This window comes from Cupriavidus sp. GW823-FHT06D04 (assembly GCF_058795055.1).
In genome coordinates this window covers 42,758-61,544 of sequence record NZ_JBXAHL010000007.1, presented here as the reverse complement: position 1 = coordinate 61,544, position 18,787 = coordinate 42,758, and the positions used below count along the sequence as shown (strand labels likewise).

The 18,787-nt window shown below is 64.0% G+C and carries 14 protein-coding genes; 13 read left to right on the top strand and 1 reads right to left on the bottom strand.

What is annotated here, in order from left to right; all coding sequences use genetic code 11:
- Positions 1-168: 168 nt before the first annotated feature.
- The 7 genes from AC1Q7H_RS12175 (at position 169) to ggt (ending at position 10,182) form a co-directional block, all read left to right on the top strand.
- Positions 169-702, top strand: coding sequence for a lecithin retinol acyltransferase family protein (locus tag AC1Q7H_RS12175; protein ID WP_492378522.1), 534 nt, complete (start codon positions 169-171; stop codon positions 700-702).
- Between the two features lie 350 nt (positions 703-1,052).
- Positions 1,053-3,002: a sigma-54-dependent Fis family transcriptional regulator gene (locus AC1Q7H_RS12170; RefSeq protein ID WP_249221285.1), complete on the top strand. Its 1,950-nt coding sequence runs from the start codon at positions 1,053-1,055 to the stop codon at positions 3,000-3,002.
- A 162-nt stretch (positions 3,003-3,164) separates the two neighbouring features.
- Positions 3,165-4,112, top strand: a complete 948-nt coding sequence (locus AC1Q7H_RS12165) for a LysR family transcriptional regulator (protein ID WP_153954037.1) — start codon at positions 3,165-3,167, stop codon at positions 4,110-4,112.
- Positions 4,113-4,309: 197 nt separating this feature from the next.
- Positions 4,310-4,789 (top strand): (2Fe-2S)-binding protein, encoded by a 480-nt coding sequence (locus tag AC1Q7H_RS12160; RefSeq protein WP_115213844.1) that lies wholly within the window; start codon positions 4,310-4,312, stop codon positions 4,787-4,789.
- A gap of 20 nt (positions 4,790-4,809) precedes the next feature.
- Complete coding sequence (locus tag AC1Q7H_RS12155) at positions 4,810-7,128, top strand: xanthine dehydrogenase family protein molybdopterin-binding subunit (protein ID WP_211982177.1); 2,319 nt, start codon at positions 4,810-4,812, stop codon at positions 7,126-7,128.
- Positions 7,129-7,432: 304 nt separating this feature from the next.
- Positions 7,433-8,425: a tripartite tricarboxylate transporter substrate binding protein gene (locus tag AC1Q7H_RS12150; RefSeq protein WP_371827411.1), complete on the top strand. Its 993-nt coding sequence runs from the start codon at positions 7,433-7,435 to the stop codon at positions 8,423-8,425.
- A gap of 149 nt (positions 8,426-8,574) precedes the next feature.
- A complete protein-coding gene (gene ggt / locus AC1Q7H_RS12145; RefSeq protein ID WP_211982173.1) occupies positions 8,575-10,182 on the top strand; it encodes a gamma-glutamyltransferase in 1,608 nt (535 codons plus the stop codon).
- A 129-nt stretch (positions 10,183-10,311) separates the two neighbouring features.
- On the opposite strand, the gene AC1Q7H_RS12140 is transcribed toward ggt, so the two are convergent.
- Complete coding sequence (locus AC1Q7H_RS12140; protein ID WP_153954040.1) at positions 10,312-11,067, bottom strand: sulfite exporter TauE/SafE family protein; 756 nt, start codon at positions 11,065-11,067, stop codon at positions 10,312-10,314.
- A 310-nt stretch (positions 11,068-11,377) separates the two neighbouring features.
- Between AC1Q7H_RS12140 and AC1Q7H_RS12135 the strand changes: the two genes are divergently transcribed.
- The 6 genes from AC1Q7H_RS12135 to AC1Q7H_RS12110 all read left to right on the top strand — a co-directional run bounded on the left by AC1Q7H_RS12135 (position 11,378) and on the right by AC1Q7H_RS12110 (position 18,784).
- Complete coding sequence (locus AC1Q7H_RS12135) at positions 11,378-12,346, top strand: Bug family tripartite tricarboxylate transporter substrate binding protein (protein ID WP_153954041.1); 969 nt, start codon at positions 11,378-11,380, stop codon at positions 12,344-12,346.
- Positions 12,347-12,357: 11 nt separating this feature from the next.
- Positions 12,358-13,470, top strand: a complete 1,113-nt coding sequence (locus AC1Q7H_RS12130; protein WP_211981358.1) for a DSD1 family PLP-dependent enzyme — start codon at positions 12,358-12,360, stop codon at positions 13,468-13,470.
- Positions 13,471-13,599: 129 nt separating this feature from the next.
- On the top strand, positions 13,600-15,054 hold the full coding sequence (locus AC1Q7H_RS12125; RefSeq protein ID WP_153954042.1) for an N-acyl-D-amino-acid deacylase family protein: 1,455 nt from the start codon (positions 13,600-13,602) through the stop codon (positions 15,052-15,054).
- 67 nt (positions 15,055-15,121) lie between these two features.
- Entirely contained in the window at positions 15,122-15,751 is a 630-nt protein-coding gene (locus AC1Q7H_RS12120) for a helix-turn-helix transcriptional regulator (protein ID WP_153954043.1), read from the top strand.
- Positions 15,752-16,004: 253 nt separating this feature from the next.
- Positions 16,005-17,018: a Bug family tripartite tricarboxylate transporter substrate binding protein gene (locus AC1Q7H_RS12115; protein ID WP_492381329.1), complete on the top strand. Its 1,014-nt coding sequence runs from the start codon at positions 16,005-16,007 to the stop codon at positions 17,016-17,018.
- A gap of 14 nt (positions 17,019-17,032) precedes the next feature.
- Positions 17,033-18,784 carry an IlvD/Edd family dehydratase gene (locus AC1Q7H_RS12110; RefSeq protein ID WP_153954045.1) on the top strand — a complete coding sequence of 584 codons (1,752 nt, stop codon included), beginning with the start codon at positions 17,033-17,035 and terminating at the stop codon, positions 18,782-18,784.
- Positions 18,785-18,787 lie beyond the last annotated feature (3 nt).

Genomic DNA, 18,787 nt, shown 5'->3' with positions numbered 1-18,787 from the left:
GCGGCCGGGGGCATGCGCTGTTGCCCTGCGCGGATGGCGCCGGGCGTGGGGATGGGCCGCTTGCCTGTCGCCGCAGCGATGGTCTTTGACTTCCCTGTGCCCGGACACAGCGCTGGCACGACCTGTGCGCTGGTTTCCTGCGAATGGCAGCGAAACGTGGTGAAGTCCATGAAGAATTCAATGATGACAAGGCGCCTGCTGGTCGAAGCGGTTGCCGACACCGACCTGGCTCCCGGCGCCCATCTCGTCACCGATCGATTTGGGTACACGCATCATGGCGTCTATGCGGGCGCCGGCAAGGTCGTGCATTACGCGGGTCTGTCGCGGTCGCTGCGTCCGGCCCCGGTGCACGAGGTCACGCTCGAGGAATTCGCGAACGGGCATCCGGTGCGGGTCCGGCAAAGCCCCGGTGCCAGGTTCGCTGGTGTGGAAGCCGTCCGGCGCGCCTACTCGCGCCTCGGCGAGGATCGCTATCGCCTGATTTCCAACAACTGTGAGCACTTCTGCATGTGGTGCTTGTATGGCGAGAGCCGCAGCGATCAGATCGACCTCTGGAAGTCCTGGGCAAGCGATATGCTGGCTGCCTGCCGCAAGGCCATCAGGCGGCTCGCGGACGCGCGCAGTGTGCCGGTGGTGCGAGCCGATTCCCGCTTCGGATTCGAGTGCGGGACGTTCGCGAATTCAACGCAATCCTCTTCCTGAGCCGTGCTCGTGCGACATGCATGGATTCCGGCACATCGGCCAACGATCAGACGGCCGCTACCTTCGTGGCGGCTACGGCTACGGCTACGGCTACGGCTACGGCTAACGAAACCGGACCTGTCGCGGGCGGACGGTTGGCACTGTCCGGTTTCCGGACACCTGAAGCGGCGTTGACCGGAAACCGGACACCTCCGATTGATTTGCTGCAGAGCACAAACTGTTGATTTCAAAGAGGTTGTTGACTTGGGGATAGCGCGGGCATACGGTTACTGCAGTCAATTGATAGTGATCGTTCCATGCCGTCTCTACATTGCAGCGCCCTGATCCCCCGCATCGGCGACGAACTGGTCGTGGCGTCGGCCTGGGAGCGTTTTCTGCAGGACCAGCCCGTGGAAGCGAAGGGGGTGCGAAGCGTTGTCCTCGCATCGTGGCAGCGGTGTCGGTCCGAGGCCGTTGATCCGGCCAAGCACTCCGCACCGGGGGCTGGCGCCGAGCATGTGCGCCAGTTGCAGCGCCAGAGCCGGGACCTGTGCGATGCCGCCAGGCCGGCACTCGAGAGCCTGCGCGAGATCCTGCGCGAATGCGGTACCCTCATCATGCTCTGCGATCCGGGCGGCACCATTCTGCTGCTCAACGGTGAGACCCGGGCCCGCAGCGTTGGCGAGAGGATCAACCTGGCAGCCGGCGGCTGCTGGAATGAGGACGTGATCGGCACTAATGCCATCGGCACCGCGATCGCCACCGCCGCTGCGGTTCAGATCCATGCCAACGAGCATTTCTGTGTGGACGTCAAGAACTGGACCTGCGCCGCGGCGCCCATTCTCGACCCCTTTGGCGGCACCCTGCTGGGCGTGGTGGATGTCTCCGGCGTCAAGGAAACCTTCCATGGCCACACCCTGGGCCTGGTGGTGGCCGCCGCCAGGCAGATCGAATGCGAGCTGGCCCGCCGCAGCGTTGCCATGCACGAGCGGCTGCTGACCCGATCGATCGATCATTTCATCCGCTACGCCAGCGACTTTGTGGTGCTCGTAGACAGCCGTGGGCGCGTTGTCCGTACCAACGGCAATGCGCAGGCGGCGCGCGAGAGCCATGACGTGCGGCTGCCCCTGGAAGCTGGCGCCCAGGTACCTGGACTCAACCTTGCACTGCCCGATATCGACCGGAGCTGCCAACGCCCGCAATGGCTGCGCCCCGAATGGCTGCACCCGGTGAAGGACCATGACGGCATGCTGGGTACGATGCTGGTGATCCCACTCGAGGCGCGCCAGCATCAGGGCGCGGTATCGTTGCCGACGGCTACGGCACCGATGGCAGCCAACGATGCGTTTGGCGAGATCGTCGGGTCAAGCGAGGTCCTGGTGGCGACCAAGGCGCGCGCGCGACGTATCGCACCACTCGATCTGCCGGTACTGCTGCTTGGCGAAACCGGATCCGGGAAGGAACTCTTTGCCCGGGCGCTTCATCGGGCGGGTAACCGCCCCGACGGTCCGTTCGTTGCCGTCAACTGCGGCGCTTTTACCCGTGAGCTGCTGGCCAGCGAACTCTTCGGCTATACCGACGGCGCTTTTACAGGCGCCCGCCGTGGTGGCCTTCCGGGCAAGTTCGAGCAGGCCGACGGCGGTACGTTGTTCCTGGACGAGGTTGGCGAGATGCCGCTGGACATGCAGCCCCACCTGTTGCGCGTGCTGCAGGACGGCGTTGTGGTCCGCCTGGGCGATACCCGCGAGCGGCGCGTCGCGGTGCGCGTCGTCGCAGCCACCAACCGTGACCTGCAGAAGGAGATCGCAGCCGGGCACTTTCGCGAAGACCTGTACCACCGCCTCTGCGTCGTCAGCCTGCTGCTACCGCCGCTGCGCGACCGGCCCGGCGATATCGAGGCAATCATTGCGCATCTCAACGGCAAACTGGCGCGCAAGTATGGCTGTGCGCCCAAGCAGCTCGAGCCCGCCGTGTGGCAGGCGCTGCTGCGCTATCGCTGGCCGGGCAACATACGTGAACTGCACAATGTCTTCGAGGTGATGTTCGCGCTCAGCGAAGGCCACATCATCGATACTCCTCTGTTGCCCCCGGGCATCGCGCAGATGCCAAAGGACTCAGTTTCCATATCCACCTCGACGTCACTGCCTGTTCCGCGCGGTCGCCTTGAGGAAGTGGAAAGACAAGCGATACTCGATGCGATCGCGAATTCCCACGGCAATATGTCCATGGCCGCCCGGACACTGGGAATTTCGCGGAGTACGTTGTACGTCAAACTGGCCGCGATCCAGTCCGGGCCCGGCAGTTCAGGCGCCGGCATGTAGCGGGTCGATTGGCCCGCGGCGTGGCATCCTTGCGCCGCTATCGCATCGCCGGGTGCCAACTCGCGCCGGTGAAGCATCGCATCGTCCGCACTTATACTCCACGATTTGGAATATGCGCGCCAGCCGGGACGCGAAGTTGCCGGCCGGGATCGCCGAGGGTGCATGCTGAATCGACTCGAAATGCTCAGGATTTTCTGCGTGACCGCGGAAGCGCCTTCCTTCAAGGCGGCTGCAGCTCGTCTGAGCACCTCGCCCCAGACCGTCACGCGCGCGGTGAAGGAGCTGGAAGACCTGGTGGGGGAGCCCCTGTTCCACCGCAATACGCGTAGTGTGCGAATCACCGCCGCGGGAGAGCGGCTGGCCGAACGCGCACGTCAGGCATTGAGCGATGTTGACGGCCTGTTCGCCCAGCCTTCGGCCCGCGCCGCGACTGAGCTGAGGGGCGCCGTGCGAATCACGGCCCCGTATACGCTTGGCCGCGAACACCTGCTGCCGGCCCTGCGGCAGATTGCGCTCGACCATCCGGGCCTGATGCTCGACCTGCGGCTGTCGGACCAGGTTGCCGACGTGGTGGACGAGGAAATCGACATCGGCGTGCGTCTCGGCATGTTTCGCGACCAACGCTTCGTCGCCCGCATGACCGGGCGGATTTCGTTCCATGTGGTAGCGACGCCAGAGCTGGTGGCGCGCGCCGGCAGCCCTTCGGTCCCCGCCGATCTCCATAGGCTGCCGACCACCGGCCTGGTGGCCGGCAGCACCCGCCGACCCTGGCCCTGGTACTTCGCGCAGGACGAGCAGTTCATTCCCCGCGCCCCGGCGTTCCTCACGGACGACCCGCAAACGGAGCTCGGCGCAGTGCTGTCCGGCCTCGGTTATGGCCAGCTGCCGGACTACCTTGCAGGCGCGTACCTCCGCACTGGCCAGCTTGTCAGCGTGCTGGAAAAGCACACGCCGCAGCCATGGGGCCTCTACGTATTCCGTCCGCGGCGGGCGCCGGTACCCAAGCGCGTGCGGCTGGTGTTCGATGCACTGGTTGCGTATTTCACCGATCCCGACCTGTTCCCCGGCAGCGGACAGGGTGGCAGGCGCAGAGCGTCCGGCGGAGCGTAGGCGGCGCGCTTGCCATCGCGGCATCGCTGCCGCGCCGGCCGTCTTCCGGGCAAAAGAGGAATTCCGACGCCTGGAATTGTGAATTCCCAAAACTCTCATTCCGGGGGCGCCGTGCGCGCACCAGAATCTCCGTTGCATTCGCCGCGTGCGGCCTTGTAAAGGCCGTCCGTTCCCACTGGCACGCCCTGCAAGAAGACATGAGAACAATCACCATCAACGGTAAGCCCCAGAAGATCGATTTGCCCGACGATGCGCCGCTGCTGTGGGCGGTGCGCGACCACCTAGGGATGACCGGTACCAAGTTCGGTTGCGGCATGGCGTTGTGCGGCGCCTGCACCATGCACCTGGACGGGCAGCCGATCCGCTCCTGTGTCACGCCCGTTTCCGCGGCGGCTGGCAGGAAGCTGACCACCATCGAGGGCCTGGCGGCCGATAAGGTCGGGCAGGCGCTGCAAGCAGCGTGGGAGCAGTTCGGCGTGGCCCAGTGCGGCTACTGCCAGGCCGGCCAGCTGATGTCCGCCACGGCGCTGCTGAAGGCCAACCCGCATCCCAGCGAAGCCGATATCGACGGCGCCATGAGCGGCAATATCTGCCGCTGCGGCACCTACACGCGCATCCGCGCCGCCATCCAGCATGTGGCGAAATCGAACGTGGCAGGCAAGGGGGGCGCCAAATGAAACCGGCACAAATGCGCGGGATGAGCGGTATTGAACTGGCAACGGCGCAGGACGCCGCCAATGGCGAGCCCGCATCGGCAGGTCGGCGCCGCTGGCTCAAGGGTATGGGCGCGATGACAGGACTGGCACTGACGGTCGGCATGGACGGCGTCGTGCTGGCGCACGAGGTCAAGAAGTACGGCCGTGACGCGATGCCCGGCGGCGCGGTGGACGATCCGCTGGTCTTCGTGCAGATCGGCGAGGACGGTCGCGTCACGGTCGTGTGCCATCGCTCCGAGATGGGGCAGGGCGTGCGCACCAGCCTGCCAATGGTGGTGGCCGACGAGCTGGAAGCCGACTGGGCCCGCGTGGCAGTGGTGCAGGCCCCGGGCGACGAAACGCGCTATGGCAACCAGAATACCGACGGCTCACGCAGCATCCGGCATTTCTTCGAGCCGATGCGGCGCGTCGGCGCCAGTGCGCGGCAGATGCTGGAAGCCGCCGCCGCCGCGCGCTGGGGCGTGCCGGTGAGCGAAGTGCAGGCGCGCAACCATGAGGTGGTGCATGCCGCGAGCGGCAGGAAGCTGGGCTACGGCGCGCTGGCGCGCGACGCGGCCCGCCTGCCCGTGCCCCCGGCCGCGAGTCTCAAGCTCAAGGATCCCGCCGCCTTCCGCTATATCGGCAAGGACAGCACACGCAATATCGATGGCCGCAATATCGCCACCGGCCGTGCGCAGTATGGCATCGACGTGCGCATGGACGGCCTGCTCTACGCCGTGATCGCCCGTCCTCCGGTCTTTGGCGGCAAGGTGGCCAGCTTCGACGCGGCGCAGGCCGAAAAGGTGCCGGGCGTGGTCAAGGTCGTGCCGCTTGCCGGCAGCCCGGCGCCGGCCCTGTTCAATCCGCTGGGCGGGGTGGCGGTGATTGCCACCAATACCTGGGCCGCCATCAAGGGCCGCGAGGCGCTGAAGATCCAGTGGGAGGACGGCCCCAATGCCGGCTACGATTCGGCCGCCTTCAGGACCAGCATGGAGGCGGCGGCCAGCCGGTCGGGTCGGGTGGTGAGAAACCAGGGCGACGCGATGGCGGCGCTGGCCGGCAGCGGCAAGCGGATCACGGCGCAATACTACCTGCCGCATATCGCGCACGCATCGATGGAACCGCCGGTGGCTACCGCAAAGGTGCGCAACGGGTCGTGCGAGGTGTGGGCGCCGGTGCAGGCGCCCCAGGCCACGCGCGAGACCGTGGCCAAGGCTCTCGGTCTCAAGCCTGAGAACGTGACCGTCCACGTGACGCTGCTGGGCGGCGGCTTTGGCCGCAAATCCAAGCCTGATTTTGTCGCGGAGGCCGCGCTGTTATCCAGGGCAATGGGCGGCAAGCCGGTCAAGGTGACCTGGACGCGGGACGACGATCTGCACCACGACTACTTCCACACCGTCTCCGTGGAGCATCTGGAGGCCATGCTCGGCCCGGACGGCAAGGCACTCGCGTGGCTGCACCGGACCGCGGCGTCATCGATCAGCTCTACGTTCACCGCCGGCGCCAGGTCGGAATCGGCGGTGGAGCTGGGCATGTCCGCGATCAATGTGCCCTTCGACATCCCCGACCTCCGGGTGGAGAACCCCGAGGTGGAGGCGCATACCCGCATCGGCTGGTTCCGCTCCGTGTCCAATATTCCGCATGCTTTCGCCGTGCAGTCATTTGCCGCTGAACTGGCTGCGGCGGCGGGCCAGGATCATCGCGACTACCTGCTGGCGCTGCTAGGGCGGGATCGCCGCATCGACCCTGGCCAGATGGGCGACACCTGGAACTACGGCGAGTCGCCGCAGCAGTATCCGCTGGATACGGGCAGGCTGCGCAAGACCATCGAAGTGGCCACGCGCGAAGCGGGCTGGGGCCGCAAGCTGCCGTCGGGCCGCGGCCTGGGCCTGGCGGTCTGCTACAGCTTCGTGACCTACGTTGCCGCGGTGGTGGAAGTCGTGGTTGGGCAGGACGGCAGCATCAGCGTACCGCGCATCGACGTTGCGGTCGACTGCGGTCCCCAGGTGAACCCGGATCGCATCCGCTCGCAGGTCGAAGGCGCTTGCATCATGGGCCTCAGCCTGGCCACCAGCGGCGAGATCACCTTCAGGAACGGGCGGCCACAGCAGGACAATTTCCACCAGTACGAGGTGTTGCGCGCGCCAGCCGCACCGCGGGAGATCCATGTGCACCTGCTGCCGAGCCGCTTCGACGTGCCGCTCGGCGGGGTCGGCGAGCCGGCGACGCCGACCATTGCGCCGGCGCTGTGCAACGCAATCTTCGCCGCCACCGGCACGCGCATCCGCACGCTGCCGATCCGGGACCAGCTCAAGGGCTGATCTGACCGGATCGCGCCGTCGTCACACGCATGCGATCGGCCGCCCCAGTGGGCGGCAGGTCCGGCTTGCCACTGTTTCGCCTCGCTACCCAAGAAGCTGACAGTGCGTTGTGCGTTCCCTCGCCGGCGTCGCCTTGCCGTCTCAGTTGCTCGGGCAGCGCTTCATGCTGCCTCAAAGTAGTTCTCATAGCCTGGACAAAATATCTACTATTGAATATATTGTCCAGAACCTTGGATTTCCGCCCGCCTGACACTGCCGGGATCAGGCTGCCCCGCGTGGGACAAACAAGGACACCGATGGAGGCATCTTGAAATCAGCATCCGCATCCGTTTCCCGTAGCGTGGCGTTCGCCGCCACGCTGATTGCCTGCCTGGTGTCCGGCGCGGTCTTCGCGCGGGATGGGTATCCAGGCAAGCCCATCACCATCGTCGTGCCCTATCCGCCGGGCGGCTCCAACGACATCTTCGCGCGCATCGTCGCCAAGGGGATCGGCGAGGAGCTCAAGCAAGCCGTCGTCATCGACAACCGCCCCGGCGCCAGCGGCAATACCGGCACCGGCATCGTCGCCAAGTCCGCCCCGGACGGGTATACGCTGGCCGCCGTGTCGTCCAGCATGACAACCAATGCCGCGGTGCAGGCCAAACTGCCGTTCGATGCAATCAGGAGCTTCGCGCCGGTGGCGATGTTTGCGCGAGGGCCGTTCATCGTCGCGGTCAACAATGCATTCCCCGCCAGGACACCGCAGGAACTGATCGCCGCGATCCGCGCCAATCCAGGCAAGTACAACTACGCCTCGTCCGGGCCGGGCGGCGTCAACCAGTTCGGCACCGAACTGCTCAAGGCCATGGCCGGCAACCTGCTCATCACGCATATCCCGTATCGCGGCATGCCCCCCGCCTTGACCGACCTGATGGGCAACCAGACGCAGTTGCTGATCTCCACCGGCCCGTCGCTGCTGCCGATGGTCCGCGCCGGCAAGGTGCGCGCCATTGGCATCACCAGCCTCAAGCCGAGCCCGATCGCGCCGGAACTCACGCCCATGTCCAGCGCGGTGCCGGGCTACGAGTTCGAGCTGTGGTGGGGCCTGCTGGCGCCGGCGGGCACGCCGCCGGCGATCGTCAACCAACTGAACGCCGCCGTCAATGCGGTCTTGTCCAAGCCCGAGATCAAGGCGGCGATCCTGAAAGAGGGCGCCGAAGCCAGGCCCATCACGCCGGCCCAGTTCGCCACCACCATCGCGCAGGACGTGGAGCGATGGAGGGCGCTTGCCAAGCGACAGAACATCGTCGTGGATTGATATGGGTCGATGCGTTTTCGCGTCGCCCGCAATGCCAATTGCCCGGAGAACAGCGCCTAATTGCGCCGACTTTTTTTCAACCGCCATGCTTAGCTGAACGGCTTGCCGCCGCCAGACTTCGCGTGGGCTGCTATTTACACCAGGACAACATGCAATCGAATCAAGGTGCTTTCTGGACGTTCCCGTACACGTCGCAGCGTTTGCCGCTGGTCGCCGACAACGTCGTGACGACCTCGCAGCCGCTTGCCTCCGCGGCCGGCTTGCAGATGCTGCTGCGCGGCGGCAATGCAGCCGATGCGGCGCTTGCCACGGCAATCGCCCTGGCTGTGGTCGAGCCTTGCAACAACGGTATCGGCGGCGACGCGTTTGCACTGATCTGGGATGGCGACACATTGCATGGTTTGAACGGATCGGGCCGGGCACCGGCCGCATGGACGCGCGAGTATTTTTCAAAATACAAGGAGATGCCGAAGCGGGGCTGGGACTCGGTAACCGTGCCAGGCACCGTTTCAGCGTGGCGCGCCATGTGGGAGCGCTTTGGCAGCCTGCCGTTCGAAGACCTGTTCGAACCGGCGCTGCGCTATGCGCGGGAAGGTTATCTGGTTTCGCACAATGTCCACAATCAGTGGCAAAAACAGGTCGGCGAACTGATCGATCAGCCGGGCTACCGCGAAGCGTTTGCCCCCAACGGCCGGGCGCCGCTCCAGGGCGAGCGCTTTATTTGCCCGGGACAGGCAAAGGCACTCGAGCGCATCGCGCGCAGCAAGGGCGACGATTTTTACCATGGCGAACTGGCCCGTGCGATTGTCGACCATGCGCGCAATACCGGTGGCGCGATCACTGAAGCCGACCTCGCCGCGCATAAGGCGGACTGGGTCGAGCCGATCGGCATCCGCTACCGGGATGTTGAACTGTACGAGATCGGGCCAAACGGTCAAGGCATTGCGGCGCAAATGGCGTTGGGCATGCTTGAGCATTTCGATCTGAAGAGCCTGGATCAGGATAGCGCGCTGGCGATGCACTTGAAGATCGAGGCAATGAAACTGGCCTTTGCCGACTTGCATGAATACGTCGGCGATGTGGATCACATGACGGAAGTCACAGCGGCCGACCTGCTCAACCCGGCATATCTGGCACAACGCGCCAGGTTGATCGACCCCGAGCGGGCAGCGCCGGCCCGCACCGGCAAACCGCTTGGCGGCGGCACCGTCTACCTGACCACGGCGGATCGCAACGGCATGATGGTTTCGTTTATTCAATCCAACTTCAAGGGCTTTGGTTCGGGCGTGGTCGTGCCCAATACCGGCATCGCCTTGCAGAACCGCGGCTGGGGCTTCAACTTGCGTCACGGCCATACCAACGAGGTGGCGCCTGGAAAACGTCCATTCCACACCATCATCCCCGGCTTCCTGATGCAAAACGGCCGGCCGCTGATGAGCTTTGGCCTCATGGGCGGATCCATGCAGGCGCAGGGTCATATGCAGATGGTCTCCCGCATGGTCGATCACGGGCTGAATCCGCAGGCGGCAAGCGACGCGCCGCGCTGGCGCGTACTTGACGACAATCATGGCGTTACCGTCGAATGGAATATGCCGCAAGCGGTGATTGAAGGACTGATCTCGCGCGGGCATCCGATCACGGTTGCCAAACGCTTTGATACCGAGTTCGGCAGCGCCCAGGCGGCTCTGCGCCTGGAAAATGGCGGCTATGTCGCGGCAAGCGATCACCGCAAGGATGGCTATCCGGTCGGAATTTGATCGGCGGTCGAGCAGGAGCACCGAGCCGTCAGGCGCCTCACTCGACCGAGGCTGGCCCTCAAGAACTTTAGCTGCGCGAGCATTCTTTGGGGTGGCGTCGACGGCCTCGCTGTTGCTGCGACAGAAGCCCTACGCCAAACGCTGAAGCAAATGCGGGACGGACGATGTCAGCAACGCGACCCCGGATGCCGCGAGCAGGCTCAATACAATCTTGCGGAAGGTCGCTTCGGAAATCCCAACATACAGCCGGGCGCCCAGGATAGTGGGAATCAGCATCGCCGGCCCGACGATTCCGAGCATCGGCAGCATGGCACGTGTCACGAATCCCTTTTCCACGTAGATGGCCATGGTCACAAGCAGCAAGGCGAGATTGAAGTTCTGAATGATCGCACGCTGTTCATCCTTGTCGAATCCCCGCAACGAGCACCACAGTGTGGGAATCGTGCCGGTAAAGCCGCCGATGCCACCCATGATCCCGCCGATGCCGCCCACGATCCCGTCGGCCAGCCTCCCGCCCGCTGTGATCTTCGGCAGGTTTCGTACGGCAAGCATCGTCGGGCACCACAGCACCAGGAACGTACCGAGGAAGGCCTTGAAGAGTTGAAGGTCGAGCGACGGGAGAATCGCGACGCCAACGGGTATGCCAGCCAGGCCGCCGATCAGGAAAGGCAATAGCCTGCCCAGCTTGAATCCTCGGCGCATGGTTACCACGGCAATGATCTGCCCCGTTAGCGCCCCAAAAACCGCCATTGACGCGGCCAGCCTGGGATCCAGCGACCACGCCCAGAACGACATTGCAGTGAGACCAAAGGCGAAGCCCGAAAGCCCTTGTACGAAGCCAGCAACAATGGCTCCCAGTGCCACGACCAAGATTACCGGATCCATGCGTAAGGGCCTCTTTCCTATTGGGGCGTCATATGAGTGTCCGCAGTGACCAGCCTGGCGACATGGGACCTTATGAAGCAACGGTGAAGCGCGTGGTCTGCAGGCCGGAATCCATATTGGCCTTCGGGCGCGCGTTGCTCTGGGGCAGGGGGCTGGCGCGAGTTGTTCCGTTACTTCCTGCGTTGGTTGACATTCTATCCAGAACTGTATATTTTGTCTAGAACACAAACCGTAAGCATGGAACTTCGATGGCGCAGGTGCTGCTGATGGAATGACTCGAAAACGCGAATCACGTACAGGAGATGGTCCAATGAGTTCCCGACGTTTTTTGGTGAAGTTTGTGTTAGCGCTGTGTGCAGCGTTGCCGGTTTCCGCCTTCGCGGCTTATCCGGACAAACCGATCAGGCTGATTGTGCCGTCGGCCCCCGGCGGTGCTCCGGATGCGTTAATGCGGGCCCTCGCTCCGCAGCTGGCACAGCAATTGGGCGTGTCCATCGTGATTGACAACAAGCCTGGCGGTTCCTATGTGATCGGCACCATGGAGGTGGTGAAGGCCGCGCCCGACGGCTACACGCTGGCTTACGGCAATATCGTCTCGCTGGCGACCAACAAGTCGCTGCTGCCATCGGTGCCGTACGACGTCGAAAAGGACCTGACGCTGATCGCCAACACGCTGCGCCTGTCCAACATGATGATCGTCAACGACAGTGTGCCGGTCAGGACCATTCCCGAGCTGATTGCCTATGCGAAAAAGAATCCGGGCAAGCTGGCCTTTGGATCGGATGGCAACGGCACCACGGCACATCTGGGCGTCGAACTCTTCAAGGCGATGACGGGCGTTAACATGCTGCATGTGCCCTATCGCGCAGCGACTTCGGCCGTCACGGACCTGATCGGCGGTGGCATACAGCTGATGATGATCAACACGCCGGTTTCCGCACCGATGGCCAAGGCGGGCAAGGCGCGGGCGCTTGGCGTCTCCTCGGCGCAGCGCCTGGCTGGATATCCGGAAGTTCCCGCGATCGCCGAATCCGTGCCCGGATTCGAGGTGTCGGCGTGGGGAGGCATCGTCGGCCCGGCCCACATGCCTAAAGACATCGTTACCCGCCTCAACCGCGAGATTCGCATCGCGCTGGAGAGCCCCGCCGTGCGAGAGCGATTCAAGCTGCTGGGGGCGGAAATCGCGCCCAGCACGCCTGAGGAGTTCCTGGACCTCTCCCGCCGCGAGACGGTCAAGTGGGCCAGGATCGTGAAATTCTCCGGTGCCAAGATCGATTAAAGGAAATCCCCGTGAGTCCCTGGAAAGCAGCCCAAATCGGCGACCCTGCCGTTGCCATCGATACACCCGCGCTCGTGCTCGACCTGGATGCATTCGAGCGTAATCTGAAGCGAATGGCTGACGCATTGCGCGGCCGGAACGTGCGTCTGCGTGCCCACGCCAAGAGCCACAAGTGTCCGGAGATCGCCTTGCGACAGATCGCATTGGGCGCTGTGGGAATCTGCTGCCAGAAGGTCAGCGAGGCTGCCGTGTTTGTCGAGGCCGGCGTTACCGACATCCTCATCAGCAACGAGATCGTCGGTGCAGCGAAAATCCGCCACCTGATGGAACTTGCCGGCTCTGCCCGCATTGGGGTTCTGGTCGATGATGCCTCGCAGATTCAGGCTCTGGCCGCCGCCGCACAAGCATCCGGGAAGAGCGTGGATGTCTATATCGAAATCGACGTCGGCGCCCATCGCTGCGGCATCCCTCCAGGTGAAGAAGCGGCGCATCTCGCAGAATTGATTGTCTCCTCACCGCTGCGCTTTGCCGGGCTGCAGTGCTATCACGGACCGGCCCAGCATCTGCGCACGCCGCAGGAGCGTACTGCCGCAATTCGCGATGCCGCTGAACTCGCGCTGTCGACAAAGAAAATCATCGAGGCACGTGGCATTCCGGTTGAGATTATCGCTGGCGCAGGCACTGGCACGTTCCTCCTCGAGCGCGACTCCGGCGTCTATAACGAGCTTCAGTGTGGCTCCTATGTCTTCATGGATCGCGACTACGGCGAAAATACGCGTGGGCCGGACGACATTCCCTTCGAGCATGCGCTCTTTGTCCTGACGACGGTGATGAGCAGGGCCACTGGCGAGAGGGCTATCGTGGATGCCGGCCTGAAGGCCTCCAGTGTTGATTCCGGCATGCCACTAGTGTGGAAGCGCAGCGATCTGAAATACCTGAAAGCATCAGACGAACATGGCGTAATTGCTACCCCCAGTCCCGCTTCAGTGGAGCTGGGAGAGAAACTGATGCTCATTCCCGGCCACTGCGATCCCACCGTCAATCTTTATGATTCTCTGGTCTGCGTACGCGATGGAAGGGTCGAAGCGCTATGGCCGATTGCGGCGCGTGGCGCTCTGCTCTGACTGCCATTGCCGATGGTCTGCGAGCACGATTGACATGCATTGATCGCGTCGCCGATCCCGCGACGCGATGCATCACCACACAGCCCGGCTTCCGGAGCAATTGATGAACACGATACCAGGGAGTACCCGATGAGTGAGCGTTATGACGTCATGATCCGCAATGCCTCGATTGTCGACGGAACGGGGGCTCCACGTTATGCAGGCGAGGTCGGTATCAAAGGTGACCGTATTGTGCGCATCGGCGATTTGCGGGGGGGCAGCGCAGCCACGGAAATCGATGCATCTGGCCTTGTGGTGGCGCCTGGTTTTATCGATGCGCACACGCATGACGACCGCTTGCTGCTCTCTGGTGGGGACATGGCTCCCAAGGTCAGCCAGGGTATCACTACTGTGATCGGCGGCAATTGCGGCGTTTCGCTGGCGCCGATGCCGCGGCAGATTCCCGATCCGGTCACCCCGCCGCTTAACCTGCTCGATGATGGCGGTGCGTGGTTTCGGTTTGCTGCCTTTGCGGAATACCTGGAAGCGTTGCGCGCCCAGCCCGCGGCAACGAATTGCGCCATGCTGGTCGGCCATACGACATTGCGGGTCGCGACGATGAATGATCTTTCCCTGCCGGCAAATCCGGACGAAATCGCAGCCATGCGCGCGCTGGTCGATGAAGCCATGCGCGCCGGCGCGATTGGCGTGTCAACGGGGCTGTTCTATGAACCGTCGATTGGGGCGCCAACGGAAGAAGTCATTGAAATATGCGAGCCGCTACGCGAGTACGGCGGAGTCTATTGCACGCATATGCGAAACGAGGGCGACCACATCATTCAATCACTGACCGAGACCTTCCGCATCGGTCGCGAAGTCGGTGTACCGGTCGTCATCTCGCATCATAAGCTGGTCGGCGTCAACAATTATGGTCGCTCCGCGGAAACGCTGAAGTTCATTGCTGAACATATGGAAAAGCAAGAGGTTTGCCTCGACTGCTATCCTTATCCGGCGTCGTCCACCATTCTGTCCGCGCATCGCGCACGTAATGCGACCCGGGTGACCGTGACCTGGTCAAAGCCCCTGCCACAGTATGCCGGCAAGGATCTGGCCGACATCATGGCCGAACTCGGTGACACACAGGAAGAGGTAGTCGACCGGCTGTCCCCCGCCGGTGCGATCTACTACATGATGGACGACCGGGATGTGCAGCGCATCCTGGCCTTCGACCAGACCATGATCGGCTCGGACGGTTTGCCCCACGACGACTCTCCGCATCCGCGTCTTTGGGGAAGCTTCCCACGTGTTCTTGGCCACTACGGACGGTCCCTGGGCCTGTTTTCGCTTGAGACCGCGATCCATAAGATGACCGGACTGACCGCCAGGAATTTCGGGCTCGCCGACCGTGGGGTAGTGCGGGAGGGCGCCTTCGCAGACTTGACCGTTCTCAATCCCGAAACAGTTGGCGAGGGAGCGTCATTTTCCAGGCCGATTGCACCGGCCATAGGCATTGATACTGTGCTTGTCAACGGCAGCGTCGTGTGGCGCGATGGCAAGTCCAGCGGCGCGCGGCCCGGCCAGGTGCTACGGCGGGAGCGAGCGTAATCGCCGAGCCAGGAGTGGCCGGGCCGTTTCTTTGACGTAATATCTTGATTTTAGATATTATTTCCAAATGAAAAAACTTTCGGCGGAGCAGCAAGCGCTGCTTGAACAAATTGAGCAGGTCGCGCAGGGTCTCGGCGAGACCCTGGCACCGTTCTGTGAAGTCGTTGTACATGACCTGCTGCATCCAAAGCAGGCCATCCTGGCGATCCACAACAATCTATCGGGCCGCAAGGTTGGCGATCCGGCCACAGAACTCGGTATCGCACGCATTGCCGATCCGGAGTTTCCGCAAGTCATCGCGAACTACGCGAATCAGTTCGCCGATGGCCGCCAGGCAAAGAGCACGTCCATAGGCATCAAGGATTCGAGTGGTCGCTACGTGGCGGCCTTGTGCATGAATGTAGACCTGACGCTTTTCCGAGGCTTGCAAAATGCGCTGAACCAGTTTGGCAGCGTCGGCTCTGCTGCAGGTGTGAGCGAATCGCTCGATCCGGCCGGCGCCGAGGCCATCAGGCGCCGCATTGACCAGTTCGCTGCGCGGCTTGCGACCACGCCCCGTTCCCTCAAGGCGCAAGAGCGTCGCGCACTGATGCGCGAGCTCAAGGAGTCGGGCTGTATGGAGGTGCGCCGAGCCATGGAGATCGTCGCGCAGCATCTGGGCGTCTCGCGAGCCTCGGTGTACAGCTATGCTAAGTGACGCTGGCCTGCTGCCCGGCTCGTTTCCGCATTCATTCCGCTAACGCGGGTTATCCAAGCGTAGCCCCCCAAGCCGGCCTCGGCCAGGGTCGGCCCGTTTAGCAGCGAGCGGCCCTGGGGGGCCGCGGAAACCAAAATAATCTTTTGGTTAATCGGTCTGGAGATCGCTTTTTTTCGCCTTCCGTCTTCGTCAAACTCCGTGCATGACGCATCCCCGGCTGTGGGTGCGCTGACAACAAGAGACCGGAGACGACATGGATTTCCCTACCACCAATGCGACTCGTCGCACCCTGCTGCGGGCAGGGCTGTTGGCCCTCACCGCCATGGCCGCTTTCACCAGTGCCCCGGCCGCGTTCGCGGCCTATCCGGACAAGCCGATCCGGCTGGTCGTGCCTTATCCGCCGGGCGGCGCCACCGACGTGATCGGCCGCATCGTTGCCACCCGCCTGGGCGAAGTGCTGGGTCAGCAGGTGGTGGTTGACAACCGGGGCGGCGCGGGCGGGAACATCGGCGCGGAAGTGGTCGCCCGCAGCGCGCCAGACGGCTATACGTTGCTGATGGGCGCACTGACCTCCCATGCAACCATGGCGACCCTGGAAAAAGGGCACTTGCGTTACGACATCCTCAAGGACTTCGCCCCGGTGATGGTCGTTGGCTCGGTGCCACTGGTCGTGGTGGTCAATCCGAGGGTGCCGGTCAAGACGCTCCAGGAACTGGTCAGCTACGGCAAGGCCAATCCCGGCAAGCTTAACTACGCCTCTTCCGGTGCCGGCGCCCCGCAGCGCATGGCGGCTGAGATCTTCAAGAAAGAGGCCAATATCGACATGACCCACGTGCCGTACAAAGGCAGTGGTCCAGCCATGACAGACCTGGTGGCCGGGCAGGTCAACATGATGGTGGAGACGGTGCCGGCCGCGCAGCCGTTCATCAAGGCAGGCCAGTTGCGCGCGCTTGCCGTGGCAGCACCCAAGCGCATCTCGATGCTGCCGGACGTGCCGGCTGCCGCAGAGAGCGGCATGCCTACCCTGGACGTCAGCTCCACCTTCGGCGTGCTGGCACCGGCGGGCACGCCCGCGCCGGTGGTTGAGCGCCTGAATGCGGCGCTGGCCAGGACTCTGGCATTGCCCGACGTCAAGGCACAGTTCCTGAAACAGGGTGTCTATGCCTTGCCGCCAACCAGCCCTGAAAAATCGGCCGAGCGCTTGCGTACCGAAGTCACACGCTGGGAGAAGGTCATCACCGACGCCCATATCAATTCCGATAGCTGAACCGACCACGAACCATGACCACCAATAAACCCAAAGGACCGGACGCTTCCTCCGGGGATACAGGCCTGCGCAAGGGACTGACCAACTATGGCGACCTTGGGTTCTCGCTGTTCCTGCGCAAGGCGTTTATCAAGGGCTCGGGCTATACCGATGCAGCACTCGACCGCCCGGTGATCGGTATCGCCGATACCGGCAGCGCATTCAACCCGTGCCACGGCAACATGCCGCAGCTGATCGATGCGGTGAAGCGCGGCATCATGCTTGCCGGCGGGCTGCCGATGGAATTCCCGACCATCTCCATCCACGAGAGCTTTGCCGCGCCGACCAGCATGTATCTGCGCAACCTGATGTCGATGGATACGGAGGAAATGATCCGCGCCCAGCCGATGGATGCGGTGGTGCTGATCGGCGGCTGCGACAAGACCGTGCCTGCGCAGCTGATGGGCGCGGCTTCTGCCGGTGTGCCCGCGATCCAACTGGTTACTGGCGCGATGCTGACGGGTTCGCACCGCAGCGAGCGGGTCGGTGCTTGCACCGACTGCCGCCGCTATTGGGGCAAGTTCCGCGCCGGGGAAATCGACGCGGAGGAAGCCTCGCAGGTCAACAACCAGCTGGTGGCCAGCGTCGGCACCTGCTCGGTGATGGGCACCGCCAGTACCATGGCCTGCCTGGCCGAAGCGATGGGCATGAGCCTTCCAGGCAGCGCCACGCCGCCGGCCGTGACCGCCGACCGCATCCGCATTGCCGAGGAAACCGGCGCACGTGCCGTGGCGATGGCACACGAGCGCCTGACTATCGACAGCATCCTGACGCCGGCCGCGTTCGAGAATGCCATGCGCGTGCTGCTGGCCATCGGCGGCTCGACCAACGGCATCGTGCACCTGGCGGCCATCGCGGGTCGCATGGGCCTGGATATCGATATGCAGGCGCTTGACCGCATGGGCCGCGAAACCCCGGTGCTGCTCGACCTGAAGCCGAACGGCCAGCACTATATGGAGGACTTCCACAAGGCCGGCGGGATGGCCACCTTGCTGCGTGAACTGCGCCCGCTGCTGCGCCTCGATGCGCTGACCGTCACGGGGCGCACGCTGGGCGAGGAGATAGACAATGCCGGCCCGGGCTTCGCGCAGGATGTGGTGCGCAGCTTCGACAACCCGATCTACCCGCAAGGCGGCATTGCCGTGCTCGCCGGCAACCTGGCGCCTGGCGGCGCCATCATCAAGCAGTCCGCGGCGAGCGCGGAGCTGATGGAGCACGAGGGCCGCGTGGTGGTGTTCGAGAACGCGCAGGACCTGATCGAGCGCATCGACCTGGACGACCTCGACGTGAGCGCCGATGACATCCTGGTGCTGAAGAACATCGGCCCCAAGGGCGCGCCCGGCATGCCCGAGGCCGGCTATATCCCGATCCCGCGCAAGCTGGCGCGGGCCGGTGTCAAGGACATGGTGCGGATTTCCGACGGACGCATGAGCGGCACCGCGTTCGGTACGGTGGTGCTGCATGTGACCCCCGAAGCCGCCGTGGGCGGGCCGCTGGCGCTGGTGCAGACTGGCGACCGCATCCGCCTGAGCGTGAGCCGCCGCGAGCTGGCCCTGCTGGTATCGGATGAGGAACTGGCGCGCCGCCGCGCGGCCGCCCCGGTGGTTGAGCCGAGCGCGCCGCGCGGCTACCTGAAGCTGTTCCTGCAGACCGTGACGCAGGCCGACCAGGGCGTCGACTTCGACTTCCTGCGCGCGCCCGAAACGCGCGGCAAGGCACCTGAGTAAGAA

Coding starts and splice junctions, on each gene's coding strand:
- AC1Q7H_RS12175 (WP_492378522.1), top strand. CDS start 169: ATGAAGAATTCAATGATGACAAGGCGCCTGCTGGTCGAAGCGGTTGCC.
- AC1Q7H_RS12165 (WP_153954037.1), top strand. CDS start 3,165: ATGCTGAATCGACTCGAAATGCTCAGGATTTTCTGCGTGACCGCGGAA.
- AC1Q7H_RS12160 (WP_115213844.1), top strand. CDS start 4,310: ATGAGAACAATCACCATCAACGGTAAGCCCCAGAAGATCGATTTGCCC.
- AC1Q7H_RS12155 (WP_211982177.1), top strand. CDS start 4,810: ATGAGCGGTATTGAACTGGCAACGGCGCAGGACGCCGCCAATGGCGAG.
- ggt (WP_211982173.1), top strand. CDS start 8,575: ATGCAATCGAATCAAGGTGCTTTCTGGACGTTCCCGTACACGTCGCAG.
- AC1Q7H_RS12140 (WP_153954040.1), bottom strand. CDS start 11,067: ATGGATCCGGTAATCTTGGTCGTGGCACTGGGAGCCATTGTTGCTGGC.
- AC1Q7H_RS12135 (WP_153954041.1), top strand. CDS start 11,378: ATGAGTTCCCGACGTTTTTTGGTGAAGTTTGTGTTAGCGCTGTGTGCA.
- AC1Q7H_RS12125 (WP_153954042.1), top strand. CDS start 13,600: ATGAGTGAGCGTTATGACGTCATGATCCGCAATGCCTCGATTGTCGAC.
- AC1Q7H_RS12120 (WP_153954043.1), top strand. CDS start 15,122: ATGAAAAAACTTTCGGCGGAGCAGCAAGCGCTGCTTGAACAAATTGAG.
- AC1Q7H_RS12115 (WP_492381329.1), top strand. CDS start 16,005: ATGGATTTCCCTACCACCAATGCGACTCGTCGCACCCTGCTGCGGGCA.
- AC1Q7H_RS12110 (WP_153954045.1), top strand. CDS start 17,033: ATGACCACCAATAAACCCAAAGGACCGGACGCTTCCTCCGGGGATACA.